Genomic DNA, 15,300 nt, shown 5'->3' with positions numbered 1-15,300 from the left:
TTTGCGGGTACTGTTGATCAAGACTTCTTCGCTGGGCGATGTGATTCACGCGTTGCCAGCGTTGACCGACGCGGCGCGGGCGATCCCCGGCATCACGTTCGACTGGGTGGTGGAAGAAGGCTTCGCCGAGATTCCGACCTGGCACCCGGCCGTGGGCAAGGTGATTCCGGTGGCGATCCGTCGCTGGCGCAAGAACATCTGGCAGACCATCAAGAGTGGCGAGTGGAAGCGCTTCAAGCAAAGCATTCGCGCGACCAAATATGACTTGGTGATCGATGCCCAGGGCTTGCTGAAAAGCGCGTTGCTGACTCGCTACGCCAAAGCACCAGTGGCCGGGCTGGACAAAAACTCGGCCCGCGAACCCATCGCTGCGCGCTTCTATTCCCGACGTCTGGCCGTGGCCCGTGGGCAGCACGCGGTAGAGCGAGTGCGCCAGCTGTTCGCAGTGGCACTGGGTTACGACCTGCCTAAAGGCCTGGGCGACTATGGCCTGAACGTCGAACGACTGGTGGAATTGCCGCGCAAGAATCCGTACGTGGTGTTTCTCCATGGCACCACTTGGGACACCAAGCACTGGCCCGAAGCCTATTGGCGCGAGTTGGCCGAGCGTGTGGGTTACCTTGGTGTAGCGGTCAAGCTGCCGTGGGGTAATCCGGTCGAAAAGGCCCGCGCCGAGCGCATTGCCAAAGATATGAGACATGTCGAGGTGCTGCCCAAACTGAACCTGGCGGGTGTCGGCAAAGTCCTGGCCGGAGCGCAAGCCTGCGTAGCGGTGGACACCGGTCTCGGTCACCTCGCTGCGGCGCTGGACGTGCCGACCCTGTCGCTGTTCGGCCCGACCAACCCGGGCCTGACCGGCGCGTACGGCAAGTCGCAGATTCACATGGCCAGCGACTTCCCCTGCGCACCGTGCCTGCAAAAGAAATGCACCTATCAACCGACGGCCGACGATGCCCGTCGGTTCGACCTGAAACGCGAGTGGCCCCTGTGCTTCACGCGTCTGAATCCCGAGCGTGTCGCGAGCCGACTGAGCACGTTGTTACTGGCTGAGGAGCTGCGCTGATGCAATTGGCATTTGTCCTGTACAAGTACTTTCCCTTTGGCGGTTTGCAGCGCGACTTCATGCGCATCGCTCTGGAGTGTCAGCAGCGCGGTCATCAGATTCGTGTCTATACGCTGATCTGGGAAGGCGACATTCCACCAGGTTTCGAAGTACTGGTGGCACCGGTCAAGGCGTTCTTCAATCATCGACGCAATGAGAAGCTCACTGAGTGGATGGAGGCCGATCTGGTCAAACGTCCGGTGGACCGCCTGATCGGTTTCAACAAGATGCCCGGCCTGGACGTTTACTACGCTGCCGACGGCTGCTTCGAAGACAAGGCGCAAAACCTGCGCAACTCGCTGTACCGTCGTTGGGGCCGCTACCGGCACTTCGCCGAGTACGAGCGCGCGGTGTTCGCCAAGGACGCCAAAACCGAAGTGCTGATGATTTCCGAAGTCCAGCAGCCGCTGTTCATCAAGCATTACGAGACGCCGCTTGCGCGCTTCCATTTGCTGCCACCGGGTATCTCTCTGGACCGTCGCGCGCCGGCCAATGCTGCCGAGATCCGTGCCGGGTTTCGTCGCGAATTCAACCTGAAAGATGATGAACTGTTGCTGGTGCAAATCGGCTCCGGGTTCAAGACCAAAGGCGTGGACCGCAGCCTCAAGGCGCTGGCCGCCTTGCCCGCCGAACTGAGAAAGCGCACCCGGCTGTTTGTAATTGGCCAGGACGACCCCAAAGTATTCCAGTTGCAGAGCGCCACATTGGGGCTCGGCGACAACGTGCAGTTCCTCAAGGGGCGCAGCGATATCCCGCGTTTCCTGCTCGGTGCCGATCTGTTGATCCACCCGGCGTACAACGAAAACACCGGGACGGTGCTGCTTGAAGCGGTAGTGGCCGGCTTGCCGGTGCTGGTGAGCGCGGTGTGCGGCTATGCCCATTACATCGCCGAGGCCGACGCAGGTCTGGTGTTGGACGAACCCTTCGATCAGGCGCAACTGACGCAATACCTGACCGGCATGTTGAATGACGCAAATGCACGGGCGGCCTGGAGCCGCAACGGTCTGGCTTTCGCCGAGACGGCCGACCTCTACAGCATGCCGCAGCACGCGGCCGATGTGATTCTGGCGGAGCACGCTTAATGAAGTTGATGCTGGCTGAACCGTTCAAGAGCCTCTGGGCCGGGCGCGATCCGTTCGCCGAAGTCGAGGCCCTCAAGGGCGAGGTGTACCGCGAGCTTGAAGCGCGCCGGACACTGCGTACTGAAGTAGACGGTCACGGGTTCTTCGTGAAAATCCACCGTGGCATCGGATGGGGCGAGATTTTCAAAAACCTGCTGACCGCCAAGCTGCCAGTGCTTGGCGCGGGCCAGGAGTGGAAGGCCATTCAGCGCCTGCAAGAAGTCGGCGTGCCGACCATGACCGCTGTCGCTTACGGCGAAAAGGGCAGCAATCCGGCGGACCAGCATTCGTTCATCGTCACGCAAGAGCTGGCGCCCACCGTCAGCCTCGAAGATTTCAGCATCGACTGGGTCAAGCAACCGCCCGAGCCAAAACTCAAGCGCGCCTTGATCGCCGAGGTCGCGCGCATGACCGGCATGATGCACCGAGCCGGGGTTAACCACCGCGACTGCTACATCTGTCACTTCCTGCTGCACACCGATAAACCAGTGACAGCCGACGACTTCAAGCTGTCGGTGATCGATCTGCACCGTGCCCAGACCCGTCCGACGATTACCCAACGCTGGCGTAACAAGGATCTGGCGGCGCTGTATTTTTCGGCGCTCGATATTGGCCTGACCCGTCGCGACAAGCTGCGTTTCCTCAAGGGTTACTTCCAGCAGCCATTGCGCCAGATACTGGCTGAAGAAGCAGGATTGCTGGCATGGCTCGAAGGCAAGGCCAACAAGCTCTACGAGCGTAAACAGCGATATGGGGATGCGCTCTGATGTCGGGTTGGACACTGGAACCTGCTTACAGCGATCTGGCAGAAGACTTCGGCAGTCTTGACGCGGTATTCGCACTCGAAGGCGAGCGACTGACCCGTGATCCACTGTCCGAGGTCATTCGCGTCCAGCGCAATGGCGTCAATTATTACGTCAAGCGCTACACAGGCGCAGGTAAAGGCCTGCGCCGTTACCTGGGCAAGCCGCGGGTGAAAGCCGAATGGCAGAACCTCAAGCGTTTCGCCAAATGGGGCATTCCCACCGCCGAAGTAGTGGCCTGGGGGCTGGAACGGCGCGGCGCGGCATACGACCGTGGGGCGATGATCACGCGCGAGCTGCCCAATACCGAAGACTTGTCGGCCCTGGCAGGTCGGCATGATCCGAAACTGGCGGACCGCGCCTGGGTCGACAACATCAGTCGGCAGCTGGCGGGCTATACCCGGACCATGCACCATCATCGTTTTACCCACAATGATTTGAAATGGCGCAACCTGCTGATCGACGATGAGGCGCGGCTGTTTCTGATCGACTGCCCCAACGGTGATTTCTGGCGCGGCTTCTGGCTCAAGTACCGGATCACCAAGGACCTGGCGTGTCTGGACAAAGTGGCCAAGTATCATCTGTCGGCCACCCAGCGCCTGCGCTTCTATCTGCAATACCGCCAAAGCACCCGGCTCGATGCCGCCGACAAGAAACGGATTCGGCACGTAGTGAGATTTTTCGAGGGACGCGAATGACTGATTTTCTGGCTGCTGAAGACCGTGCGCTGCTTGAGCGTCATGGCCTCGGCACCTTCGACGCACTCTGGGCCAAACAGCTTGAGGCGGTGGATGAACCCAATACCGTCGGTGGTGGCTGGAGCAGTGTATTTCGGCTAGAGCTGGAAGGTCATGGTTACTACCTCAAGCGCCAGTGCAACTACCTGACGCGTACATTACATTCTCCCTTTGGTGAGCCGAGTTTTGCCCGTGAGTTTCGCACCATCAGGCGTTATCAGAAACTGGGCATTCCGGCGTTGCAGGCGGCGTTCTTCGGTGAGCGCAAAGTCGGCGGCGAAGTCCGGGCGATTCTGCTGACCCGTGCGCTGGACGGTTGGGATGATCTGGATTCACTGTTGCAGCGCTGGTCCGACCTGAGCTCGGTGCAGCACACGGCAATTCTGAAAGCCTGTGGGCAACTGGCGCGACGCCTGCATGAGGTGCGTCAACTGCACGGGTGCTTCTATCCCAAGCATATTTTTCTCCAGGCCACCGGTGACGGTTACCAGGCTCAGTTGATCGACCTGGAAAAAACCCGGCCATTGCTGTTTGGCCAACGTGATCGAGTCAAGGACCTGGAGCCGTTGCTGCGTCGGGCGTCGGAATGGAGCGAAAGTCAGCTGCGCGAGTTGTTGGCGGCTTATCTGGATCAACCCTTGAACAGTTCGCTGGTGGACAGTTGGGTATCGCGCCTGAGTGCGCGGCGCAGTCACAAGGAGACGCGTTGATGCGTTTGTCCGAACTGAAAAACGCCGGCCGCAGCCCGAGCCTGCCGCTGAACATTCCACTGGCCGATGCCGCGGGGCCTGCAGAGTTGCAATTGCTGAGCCTGCTGCGGGTGTTGCCGGGGCAGCGTTATGTGGGCGCCGGCGTCTGGCGCGGCCGGCCGGTGCTGGCCAAATTGCTGGTCGGCGGTAAAGCGGCGCGGCATTTTCAGCGTGAACTGGACGGCGTGCGTTTGCTCGCCGCTCAGGGGCTGACCACGCCGTTGTTATTGGCGGATGGCCTGAAGGACGGCGAGGGCGGCTGGCTGTTGTTCGATTTCCTTGAGGGCGCCGAGAGCCTGGGGGACGCCTGGAAACAGGTCGAACACTTGCCAGTGCTGGCGGATGAACAATCAGCCGTGCTGGCCGAGGCGTTGGGTGCGATCGCTCATCTGCACAGCAAAGGCCTGTGGCAGGAAGACCTGCATCTGGACAACCTGCTGCGTCATGGCGGTCAGTTGTATTTGATCGATGGCGCCGGCATCTGTGCCGAGACGGCTGGCAAGCCACTGTCGCAGCACAAAGTCCTGGAAAACCTCGGGGTGTTTTTCGCCCAGTTGCCCAAATCGCTGGAACCTTTCACCGAAGAATTGCTGGTGTATTACTTGTTGGGAAACGGCGAGCATGCCTTGCCCATGGAAGCGTTGCAGAAGCAGATCGACAAGGTCCGTCGCTGGCGTTTGAAGGATTTCCTGATCAAGGTTGGCCGCGAATGCACGTTGTTCTGCGTCCAGCGCGGGGCGTTCGGCTTGCGGGCGATTCGCCGTGAAGAAGAGGCGGCGATGTTGCCGGTGCTGGAGCAGGCCGATGCCTTGCTCGATCACGGCCATCTGTACAAGACCGGCGGCGCCGCGAGCGTCGGCAAGGTCGAAGTGGCGGGTCGCACATTGCTGGTCAAACGCTACAACATCAAGGGCTTTGCCCATTGGCTCAAACGTTTCTGGCGCCCGAGCCGCGCCTGGCACTCATGGCGTGAAGGCAATCGCCTGGTCTTCCTGGGCATCGCCACGCCCAAGCCGCTGGCATTGTTGGAGAAGCGTTTTCTCTGGCTGCGCAGCCGGGCGTACCTGGTGACCGAATATTTGCCGGGGCCGGACATCATCGAGCGCTTCGCACCCTACGTGGAAAGCGGCGAAGCGCCGCAAGCTGAGCTGCAGGCCCTGGATCACCTGTTCGCCGAGCTGATTCGCGAGCGCATCAGCCATGGCGATTTCAAGGGCCATAACCTGTTCTGGCAGCAGGATCGCTGGGCGCTGATCGACCTGGATTCGATGTGCCAGCACGGCTCGCTCACCAGTTATGCGCCGGCATATGCGCGGGATCGGGCGCGGTTCATGCGCAATTGGCCTGAAGGCAGTGCCCTTTACCAGGTCATCGATCAGCGTCTGCCCAAAGACATCTCCAGCGCGGCCTGAATTGGACCTTCGGTCCTTTCGCGGGCAAGCCCGCTCCCACAGGGATTTCTGAACGACCGGAACTACTGTGGGAGCGGGCTTACTCGCGAAGAGGCCCGAACAGCCAACCGAGAAAGCAGACAAGTTCTTGTGAACCGTCCTACGCGATCTTGGGAAGCCATGAGCTGTGACCGAAATCGCCCCGATGCTAGTTTGCCTGACGTTCTCGGAGGGAAGGCTGTGACGATCAAAATGGCAGTTTCATTGGGCGTTTTATCCCCGAGTCTAAAGCGGCCTCGCTTATGACTTCTGCGTATTGAACGCACCGTCCGATCCCACGGGTGTCCTTGTACCCCTGATTCTGCTCGATTCGAGTGTGTCGGGCATCCTGGATACGGTGTCCTTGCCGCACACATCAGCGTTGGCAACCTCCAGGTTTACTGGCGCCTCCCTCGCGGCTCTTCAATGCGAAGAGCCAGCGCAGGGCCTGTTGAGTGTGTGGGTGCGAGCTTGCTCGCGATGGCGGCGATGCGGCTTGCGCCTCTCTTAAAAGGCGATGCCCGTTCTGTTTTTTACGTGTTCAGATAGCGCACCATTCCCAGGTGGCTTCCGTTTGGGTGTCCAATCACATCCCCTGTTACTAGAAGCTTTCCGTCGTTTTGTATTTGGATGCGATGGGCCATATCAGTCCCCCCAAGGTTCGTCATGATCCTCCCGTCGGTGCCAAAAGTGGAGTCTACTTTTCCATTTTCGAGATAGCGCATCAGCGTAAAGTTGGCATCGCCGAGCGACGCTCCAGCAGCTACAGCTTTGTTGTCGGACTGTATGCTTATTGTAAAGTGTACGGCGTCGCGGTCATACCCTTCCATGTTAGGTGTCCCCCCGTAAAATGAATCGTCCAACTTTCCATCTGGATGGATGCGAGTTACCAGAGGCCGACTCTTGTCCTCAAAGCGGGCGTGACCCGAGGCGACAAATTTTCCATCCGATTGTTGTGCAATTCCTGAGATTTCCGCTCCAGAACTGCTCTCTACAGGAATGATGGCAACTCCAGCGTTGCCAAAGTAGGTATCAAGCTCGCCATTTTCCAAGTAGCGGGTAAACATCAGCTCGCTATTTTTTGAACCTGCAAACAGCAATCGACCAGACGCCAATGTGAGTATTGACGAGATGTAAATCTTGCCGGCTTTCACGACTCCATTCGAGCCAAACCTGATATCAGGATCACCGTTATCGCGAAGACGTCGGATAAATACTTCATAGTTATCAAAGCCGTAAACAATTGTGCTCACGAACACAATTTTCCTGTCGGCCTGTATTGCAACACAATTAGAGTTTTCCCTTCCAGACGATTGCTCAAAGATGAGTCGACCATCCTTGCCAAATGTGGGGTCAAGATCACCATCAGGCCGAACCCTGATCAGATACACCTTATGCACGAGCTCATCTATATTGCCGAAAGAGCCAAATATAACGGCTTTGCCATCGGGCTGCAGGGTAATCCCTGCTTGTTTGATGTACTTTCCAGGGACAAGGTCGATGTACTTTATTCCCCGATCGCCAAAAAGACCGTCTACAGCGCCGGTATCCAGATGTCGCACGAGCACCAGGCGGTCTTCCGCTCGAGTGACGCTGAGGATTTTTCCATCGGTCTGTAATATGGAAGAGCCAAAAGTTGTTATGCCTGGAATATTGAACAGTACCTTACCTTCATTACCAAAAGTCGGGTCAGGGGCGTTGTTGTTTTTATGGCTGGTGAGTGTGTTCATTGTCGGCTTTCCTGTACCGAATTAATAACAATTGCGCGAGTGGCAATATCTCCCCTCTAGTTATAAGCGTAATGTTTTGTAGTGGGCTACTGTCAGAAATGACAGTGGCGACCAGCGGTAGTAAGGCAGTATTTGTTATCGCTACCGTGCCAGAGAAGCTCTTCAGGAAGTGCGTGAAGGGACGGCGCCGTGGGTGGACATGCCTGCTTGTCGCTCAGGCAAGGCGAAAGCGTTCTCCCCGCGTCAATCAACCTCTGGGTCATTCCCGTCATCTTTACGCTATAATCCCGCCCTTTAGCTGTCTCTCGCCCCTTGCGAGGGCACATTAATTTTTGAGGCGCGTTGCGCCTGCATGCAGACTAAAGAGGCTAGACCCCTGTGGCATTGACGATTCTTGGCCTGTCCGGCGCCCTTAGCCATGATCCTTCCGCAGCCCTGTATATCGACGGCAAGCTGGTCGCTGCGGCTGAAGAAGAGCGCTTCGTGCGCGATAAACATGCAAAGAACCGCATGCCTTACGAATCGGCGAAGTTCTGCCTCGAGCAGGCTGGCATCAAGCCGTCCGACGTTGATGTGGTAGCGATTCCATTCGCGCCGATCAGCTTGTTCGGCAAGGCTCGCTGGCACTACGCCAAGCGTTACTGGTACGCCCCGGACCGCGCCCTCGACGCGATCCTGATGGGCAACCGTCGCTACAAGCGCTATCGCAACAAGATTGTCTGGTGCCTCGAGCAACTGGGCTTCGATCCGAAGAAAATCAAGATCGAGCCGGTCGAGCACCACCTTGCCCACGCCTCCAGTGCCTATCACTGCTCCGGTTTCAAAGAGAAAACCGCGATCCTCGGGATTGATGGCAAGGGTGAGTACGCCACGACTTTCTTCGGTTACGGCGAAAACGGCAAGATCCACAAGATCAAGGAATTCTTCGATCCGGACTCCCTCGGCGGCCTGTATGGCGCGATCACCGAGTTCCTCGGTTTCGAGATGCTCGACGGTGAGTTCAAGGTCATGGGCATGGCGCCGTACGGCGACGCCAGCAAATACGATTTCTCGCGTCTGGCCTCGTTCGAAAACGGCGAGTTGGTGATCAACACCGACTACGCCAACGTCATCGGCCTGCGCCGTTATAAAGAGAAGGGCAAAGGTTTCTACTTCTCGCCGAAGCTGATCGAGTGGCTGGGGCCCAAGCGCGAAGGCGACATCGCCGACGAGCCGTACATCCACTACGCCGCGAGCATGCAGGCGCTGTTCGAGAAACTGGCGTTGCAGATGATCGACCACTACCTGGGCGATGTGCTCAAGGAAACCGGCAAGCTGGCCTTCGCCGGTGGCTGTGCGTTGAACGTCAAGTTGAACCAGAAAATCATTGCCCGCGACGACATCAAAGAGTTGTTCGTTCAGCCTGCGTCCGGCGATGCCGGTACCGCGGTTGGCGCGGCGGCTTACGTGTCCCACGCCCGTGGTGTGCCGGTCGAGAAGATGGAACACGTCTACCTCGGCCCGTCCTACAGCAACGAAGACGTACTCGCCGCCTGTGCCCGTCACCCGAGCAAGCCTGCGTGGCGCAAGCTTGAGAACATGCCGGAGCAGATCGCCAAAATCATGGTCGACGGCAACCCGGTGGCCTGGTTCCAGGGCCGCATGGAGTTCGGTCCGCGTGCCTTGGGCGGTCGTTCGATCATCGGTTGCCCGAGCGCGACCGGCGTGGCTGACCGCATCAACCACCAGATCAAGTTCCGCGAGCGCTGGAGGCCTTTCTGCCCGTCGATGCTCGACACTGTTGCGCCGCAAATGATCAAGATCGATCACCCGGCGCCGTTCATGACCTTCACCTTCGAAGTGGCTGAAGAGTGGAAGACCCGCGTGCCGGAAGTCGTCCACGAAGACGGCACCTCCCGGGCCCAGGTGTTGAAGCGCGAATACAACCCGCGCTACTACGACATGATGAAGGCGCTGGAAGTGCTGACCGGTAACGGCGTGTCGCTGAACACCTCGCTCAACCGTCGTGGCGAGCCGATGATCTGCTCGCCGACCGACGCCTTGAACATGTTCTTCGGTTCTGACCTGCAGTACCTGATCATGGAAGACATTCTGGTGGTCAAAGAAGGTGCGGACGAGTATGCGGTTGACTGACGTGCTGATCAGTGTCGTTATTCCCGCTTATAACTACGCCAAAACCCTGCCGCGTGCGGTGAATTCGGTGTTGGCGCAGTTGGGTGATGCCCAGGCCGAGTTGCTGGTGATCGATGACGGGTCCACTGACGCGACGCCGCAAGTTCTGGAGCAGCTCCTGACTGAACATGCGGGACGCTTTAGAGCTCTGCGCAAACCCAATGGCGGTTTGTCTTCGGTGCGTAATCGCGGGATCGAGGAGGCTCGGGGACAATACCTGATCTTCCTTGATGCCGATGATGAGATGGCGCCTGGTGCGCTGGCTGCGTTGACCCGGCATATCTCCAGCAACCCTGACAGCCGTTTGATTATTGGCGGTCACTGGTCGGTGTTCGACGACGGTCGTCGTGTCCAGCACGCAGTCAAACCCTTGCCAGCCACCCCGCGCCAGCGTGTGCGTGGCTACTTGCTGGACAAGACGGTATCGCTTTCCAACGGCGCCTGCGCGATGCATCGCGAAGTGTTTGCGCCGGGCAACTATCCTGAGCACTTGCGCAACGTTGAAGATATTCCTGTGTTTGCTCAGGTGCTGGCGCGTTTCCCGTGCAGTGTGCTCGATCAGCCGCTGGCGCTGATCTACAAGCATGACGACAGCATGCGCCATGACCTCAAGCAAAGCCTGGCGGCGGGCGTGGGGATGGTTGACGAGGTATTTTCCTCGGCCCGAATGCCTCAAGAACTGCAGGACCTGCGCCAGGCTTTCCTGGCTCAGCGCTGCCTGTCGTTGTTCCGCGATTGCTACAGTGCCGGCGATTATGTCAACGCCAAGGCTTTTTACGCCCGCGCTGTGCGCGCCGATCTGCGCTCGCTCACACGCTGGTCCTACACCCGCAAGGCCATCCGGTTGTTGTTCAAGTGAGTGCGCCGCCATCTGACGCAATTGTGTTCCAGGCTGAGGGATGCTGGGCACAAAAAGCGCGTGAGCTGGATCGTTATCGCTGGAAGCTGCTGCGCGAGCGTCATGGTCGCTGTGGCAGCTTGTTGCGTCTGGTTCGTGATGTGCTGGTGGATGTGGCGGTCGGGATACGCGCCAAGGCGTGCTTGAGTGCTTCGGTGGTTGCTGCACCCTGTGAGGTGCTGTTGCTGCATTCGGCGCCAAAGTCCATGGCGTTGCAACGCAAGAATATTCTGATCGAGGGCCTGCGCAAGCGCGGGCACCACCTGACAGAGGCCGCGTTGCGTTCTCCATCGGACGCCTGCGCCCAGCGCATGCTCCTGGCGCCGCCGCAGCCTGTGCCGCTGCGTTATCTAGTGTACGCCGCCCATGCCCAGTGGCTGGTGACGACGTATTCGCCCAAGGTGCTGATCAATGAACGCAACGGCAGTCTTCATGCGCCGTTCCTGCGCTTGGCATTGGCTGCGCGTGGTGCCCGATTGCTGCAACTGGCCCATGCCACGACGCTGGAATCTTCACGGCGATTAGGGATGAACGATTACGACTATTACGGCGTCTTTGGCCATAGTTCGCTGGTTGCCTTGCAAGAAAGAGCATTGCGGTTCGGTGAGTCGACGGTGGTGTTGATCGGTTCTTACCTCGCCGATGAAACCTATGATCTGCCAGTTGCCGATCCTGCTCTCCATACGTTGTTGATTCTGGGGGTTGGCCCTGATCGGGAAAAAGAGTCGGGCTACCAGCGCACCTATCAGTTACTGCGCGACTGGGCCGAGCAGCATCCGCATTATCGCGTGCTGTTCAAGCGTCATCCGCGCAGCAAGGCGCAATTCTGGAACGATGCCGCTGCGCAGTTAGCCAACATCGACTTGCTGGACAGCAAGTGTTCACTGGCGGACGCTCTGGCGAAGGCCAGCGTTGTCGTCAATATCATGTCCAATGCTGGTATCGAGGCAGGGCTGGCGGGCCGGCCGGTCATCCACGTGAATGCGGGCGGCGATGTGGATATTTTCTCTCACTCGCTGTTTTTTGGGCCTCAAGTGCGCGATGAGCATGAGTTTTCCCGCCAGCTACAAGCGCTTGAGCAGGATTATCCGGGGCATGTGGCCCAAGCCCGACGATTTGCCGATTACCACCTGGTATACGGTTCTCAGGGTTTGGCAAAGACCATTCAACTGGTTGATAACTTGTTGCGAGGCGCAGACCCTGCGCGTGACTTCGAGACCTTCAGGCTGTCTGCCGCCGGCTGACACTGATGGCTTGAAGGGCTTAAGGGGTGAGCGCCAGGCTCAGTTCCCGTCCATTGCACACACGTTGGTGGTTCAGGTAATGCTCAAGGAACTGGTTGTCCTTGAGTAGCCACTCGCGATCCTGGCGATAGCGCAACATATGCTTGAAATTGCGCAGGCGCAGGCCTTTGCGCAGCGGCTTGCGATAGGCGCGCAGGTCAGCGATGTCAATCAGCCCCAGCGTGTTTTCAGGCGTCAATACCACATTGCCCAAGTGCGCGGAGCGAAAGTAAATGCCGTCCTCATGCAGGCGTGCAATGAACTCACCCAGTTGTGCCCGAAGAAATTCGTTGTTATCGGTGCCTAGCAACTGACGCAGCGTGCGACCTGGCAGAGGATCGTAATGCACGGCATCGCGCTCGATGCTGGGGATGCGATAAACCTGGCGTACCGTTGGGCATTCGATATTGCGTTCGCGCAGTGCTCGGCAGTTGTCGGCGAAGCGCCGGGCGTAAGGCGCCCAAAGCGCAGAAGTCAGCAGGCGTTTACGGCGAAACAGCTTGAGCATCGAGCCATCGGCCAGGCACAAGACTTTATCCCCTTTACCATCGGCCTCGAGAACGTCGGCGCCCTCGCGCATGTTGAGATAAGCGGTATGGTCGAGCGTTTGCATCAAGGCTCCAAGGTTTGGCCTGATGGGATGGTCAGCCGGCTATGTTACCGCAGTGCGCATGCTGCAAAAAACCGCTGTGCTACAATCGCCGCACTTTTTAAGAGACAGTTGCCCGTTCACGGGGTTGCCTGGCGCAATACCACAGAGTGCTTGCTTCTGATTCTTGGTTTTATACTTCCATACGCGGACGAGCGAATAACAGGGTGTTGATGTCTGCGGACTTGTCGCACGTGGTTATGTTGCGCTTTGGCGCGTGGATGCGGCCTATTTTCTGGACACCCTATGACGACAATGCTGTTCATTTCCTTGGCCAAGCATCAAGGCCTCTATTTCAATCGGTTACTCAACGAGACCGAGCTACAAGGTAAAGTCGTTACCCCACCACAGATGCCTTGGCCAAGGTTGTCGCAGACATCCAGAGTGCTTTCGCGAATCGACTGGCTGAGCCTGATCGAAGAAAAATGCGAGGAGCGACGCGTCAAGAACAAAAACGATGGTCGCTTGTATCGTCTGTTGTTACGTCTTGAGCTGATTTGGATGGCGCTGCGTGCCCAGGCTTTGCTTGATCGTGAGCGCCCCGACGCGCTGGTGTTCTGGAATGGTTCCCATCGTTACTGCCGATTGCTGACGGCCTTGGCGCCGGCGGGTTGCAAGACGTTCTTTTTCGAGAACGGCTTGTTGCCCGATACCACCACCGTTGATCCGCGGGGCGTGAACTACCTGAATGCCGTTCCGCGCGAAGCCGGTTTTTATCTCAACTATCCTTATCCGGTTCCTGAAAATCAGGCAGCGCCCGTGCTGATTCCACGCCAGCCTCGTACCAGTGGCCCGGCACCGATTGTGCTGCCGGAGCAGTTCGTCTTTATTCCGTTCCAGGACGACCGCGATAGTCAGGTTCGGCTGTTTTCTCCCTGGATCAAGAACATGCGCGAGATGTTCGCCTTGGGCGAGCGCTTGGCCAAAGAGACTGGATTGACAGTGGTGTTCAAGGAGCATCCATCCAGTCGCGAAACGTATCCTGAGTTGCATGAGCGTACTCACGGGCGTCTGTTGTTCGCCAACGGCAACGCCACTCAGCAGTTGATCGAGTCCAGTCAGTTTGTGATCACGCTGAACTCGACGGTTGGCCTGGAAAGCCTCCTCTTGGGTAAGCCCGTGCTGACCCTGGGGCAGGCGTTTTTCAATATCGAGGGGCTGGTAATGCATGCCGATAACGCCGAGCAAGTGATGGAACTGGCACGCACTTTCCCGCAATGGCCGCTCGATGATCGGTTGCGGCGTAATTTTCTCCATTACCTCTCTGAACACTACTGTATCAAGGGTGGCTGGAAGAACGCCGACAAGGCCCAGTTGCAGCGGGTCGCCAATCGAATGCTGGGTAAAGCCGAGTGCTGACAGGAATGAAAAAACTGATCGATAGGAATGCCCTGGCGGCGTGGGCGTCTATCGGTCTTCTCGTGCTGCTGTGCGGGGCATGGGTACTGCCGGACAATAAGCTTTATCACCAAATGATAATTTTCCTGCTCTGGTTACCCGCCATGTTGGCGCTGTTCCATCGGGATTTTCGGCTGATGCTCAAGCAACCGGAGTGCATCCTCTTCGCCATTTTCGTGGCTTGGACATTATTGGTGCTGATGGTTGAGGGGGGCGCTAACGTCGTCGGCAAAAGCAAGGTGACGCTCTACGTGTCCCTTGCCCTCTTAGGCGTGCTACTGGCTGCCCAGAACCGCAAGTGGCGGTTGGAATCCATGTTGTTGTACGCATCGATTATCGGCGGTTTTTTTGCTGCGGCTTCCTGGGTCTACTTTTATGAAACGTCCGCTCGGCCGTTTAGCGGCAGGCTGATTGCCATTGGCTTGTGGGACACTGCGATCATGGCCGCGCACGGGGTGGGGGCTCTGGCGATTCTTGGCGTTTTCACGCTGCAGACCAAGCGCTTCAATCCCTGGGTGATGGTGTTGCTGCTGATTCCGGCGCTGGGGTATGCGTTATTCCTGGGCTTTAGCCAAACCCGTGGTGTATGGATCGGCTTGCTGGCCTGCCTGTTCGTGATGGGCGTGGCGCGACCGACGCGCCTGGGTAGCGGACTGATGATTTTGACGGTTTTGGGGTTGGCGTCCATCGCTGTATTCAAGCCGGAAATCCTCATGCAGCGTGGCGTTTCTTTTCGTCCCGAGCTGTGGTGCGGTGGCGTTCAATTGATGCTGGACCACTGGGTGATGGGGTTGGGATTTCATGAGTACCTGATTCCTGTCCCTGAAATCGGACAGGCATTCAAACATCCCCACAATCTTTTTCTGGATATCGGTGTGCGGCTCGGTGTGCCTGGCCTACTGCTGTTCGGCTGGCTGTGGCTGGTGGTTGGCTGGCGTGGCTGGGTTTCGCGCGCGCAGCCACTGGGGCAGGTGTTGCTGGCGCTCTGGGTGTTTTCCGGGACGTCGTTGATGACCGATGGCATCGGCCTCTGGCTCAAGCCCAACGCGGACTGGTTGATCACCTGGTTACCGATTGCCTTGAGTATCGTATTGGCCACTCGTGGTAGCAATCAAACCAAAACTTCCCTCTGGAGTGTTTCAGCTACTGATACTCCTGGCCCGGTAGCGAAGTGCTGAAGCGTTTTCGGCACCGCGTCCGGGCTGAGCCTATGTTGTAATTCGTTCGC

Annotated in this window: 13 protein-coding genes and 1 pseudogene; 12 read left to right on the top strand and 2 right to left on the bottom strand. The window is 58.1% G+C overall.

Going from position 1 to position 15,300, the window contains the following annotated elements:
- Position 1 precedes the first annotated feature (1 nt).
- From waaC to IB250_RS28755, 7 genes and pseudogenes are all read left to right on the top strand, one after another.
- Complete coding sequence (waaC, locus tag IB250_RS24865) at positions 2-1,063, top strand: lipopolysaccharide heptosyltransferase I (RefSeq protein ID WP_008074629.1); 1,062 nt, start codon at positions 2-4, stop codon at positions 1,061-1,063.
- Entirely contained in the window at positions 1,063-2,184 is a 1,122-nt protein-coding gene (locus IB250_RS24860) for a glycosyltransferase family 4 protein (RefSeq protein WP_192346042.1), read from the top strand. Before waaC ends, IB250_RS24860 begins: the two co-directional genes overlap by 1 nt.
- Complete coding sequence (gene rfaP / locus IB250_RS24855; RefSeq protein WP_192346040.1) at positions 2,184-2,990, top strand: lipopolysaccharide core heptose(I) kinase RfaP; 807 nt, start codon at positions 2,184-2,186, stop codon at positions 2,988-2,990. The genes IB250_RS24860 and rfaP overlap by 1 nt, the downstream gene beginning before the upstream one ends.
- Positions 2,990-3,724, top strand: a complete 735-nt coding sequence (locus IB250_RS24850) for a lipopolysaccharide kinase InaA family protein (RefSeq protein WP_008074633.1) — start codon at positions 2,990-2,992, stop codon at positions 3,722-3,724. The genes rfaP and IB250_RS24850 overlap by 1 nt, the downstream gene beginning before the upstream one ends.
- Positions 3,721-4,473, top strand: a complete 753-nt coding sequence (locus IB250_RS24845) for a lipopolysaccharide kinase InaA family protein (protein ID WP_192346038.1) — start codon at positions 3,721-3,723, stop codon at positions 4,471-4,473. The genes IB250_RS24850 and IB250_RS24845 overlap by 4 nt, the downstream gene beginning before the upstream one ends.
- The gene (locus IB250_RS24840) at positions 4,473-5,924 is read left to right on the top strand and encodes a lipopolysaccharide kinase InaA family protein (protein ID WP_192346036.1); all 1,452 of its coding nucleotides are present in this window, start codon (positions 4,473-4,475) and stop codon (positions 5,922-5,924) included. The genes IB250_RS24845 and IB250_RS24840 overlap by 1 nt, the downstream gene beginning before the upstream one ends.
- A 268-nt stretch (positions 5,925-6,192) precedes the next feature.
- Positions 6,193-6,362, top strand: a pseudogene (locus tag IB250_RS28755) (YceK/YidQ family lipoprotein); the annotation flags it as partial.
- A 113-nt stretch (positions 6,363-6,475) separates the two neighbouring features.
- On the opposite strand, the gene IB250_RS24830 reads toward IB250_RS28755, so the two are convergent.
- Positions 6,476-7,672: a hypothetical protein gene (locus IB250_RS24830; protein ID WP_192346033.1), complete on the bottom strand. Its 1,197-nt coding sequence runs from the start codon at positions 7,670-7,672 to the stop codon at positions 6,476-6,478.
- 378 nt (positions 7,673-8,050) lie between these two features.
- On the opposite strand from IB250_RS24830, the gene IB250_RS24825 reads away from it, so the two are divergent.
- From IB250_RS24825 to IB250_RS24815, 3 genes are read left to right on the top strand one after another with little or no spacing between them, the layout of a single operon-like run.
- The gene (locus tag IB250_RS24825) at positions 8,051-9,805 is read left to right on the top strand and encodes a carbamoyltransferase (RefSeq protein ID WP_192346031.1); all 1,755 of its coding nucleotides are present in this window, start codon (positions 8,051-8,053) and stop codon (positions 9,803-9,805) included.
- Positions 9,792-10,703 carry a glycosyltransferase family 2 protein gene (locus IB250_RS24820; RefSeq protein ID WP_192346029.1) on the top strand — a complete coding sequence of 304 codons (912 nt, stop codon included), beginning with the start codon at positions 9,792-9,794 and terminating at the stop codon, positions 10,701-10,703. The genes IB250_RS24825 and IB250_RS24820 overlap by 14 nt, the downstream gene beginning before the upstream one ends.
- Positions 10,700-11,986 carry a capsule biosynthesis protein gene (locus tag IB250_RS24815; protein WP_318652703.1) on the top strand — a complete coding sequence of 429 codons (1,287 nt, stop codon included), beginning with the start codon at positions 10,700-10,702 and terminating at the stop codon, positions 11,984-11,986. Before IB250_RS24820 ends, IB250_RS24815 begins: the two co-directional genes overlap by 4 nt.
- Before the next feature lie 19 nt (positions 11,987-12,005).
- On the opposite strand, the gene IB250_RS24810 is transcribed toward IB250_RS24815, so the two are convergent.
- Positions 12,006-12,638: a toluene tolerance protein gene (locus IB250_RS24810; protein WP_192346027.1), complete on the bottom strand. Its 633-nt coding sequence runs from the start codon at positions 12,636-12,638 to the stop codon at positions 12,006-12,008.
- A gap of 282 nt (positions 12,639-12,920) precedes the next feature.
- Between IB250_RS24810 and IB250_RS24805 the strand changes: the two genes are divergently transcribed.
- Together IB250_RS24805 and IB250_RS24800 are read left to right on the top strand one after the other, a co-directional pair.
- Positions 12,921-14,033 carry a capsular biosynthesis protein gene (locus tag IB250_RS24805; protein ID WP_192346025.1) on the top strand — a complete coding sequence of 371 codons (1,113 nt, stop codon included), beginning with the start codon at positions 12,921-12,923 and terminating at the stop codon, positions 14,031-14,033.
- A 5-nt stretch (positions 14,034-14,038) separates the two neighbouring features.
- Positions 14,039-15,250, top strand: coding sequence for an O-antigen ligase family protein (locus IB250_RS24800; protein WP_192346023.1), 1,212 nt, complete (start codon positions 14,039-14,041; stop codon positions 15,248-15,250).
- The last annotated feature ends 50 nt before the right edge of the window (positions 15,251-15,300 follow it).

It is taken from the genome of Pseudomonas sp. PDM09 (assembly GCF_014852305.1).
Classification (GTDB): domain Bacteria; phylum Pseudomonadota; class Gammaproteobacteria; order Pseudomonadales; family Pseudomonadaceae; genus Aquipseudomonas.
This window is presented reverse-complemented; position numbering and strand designations above follow the sequence as displayed.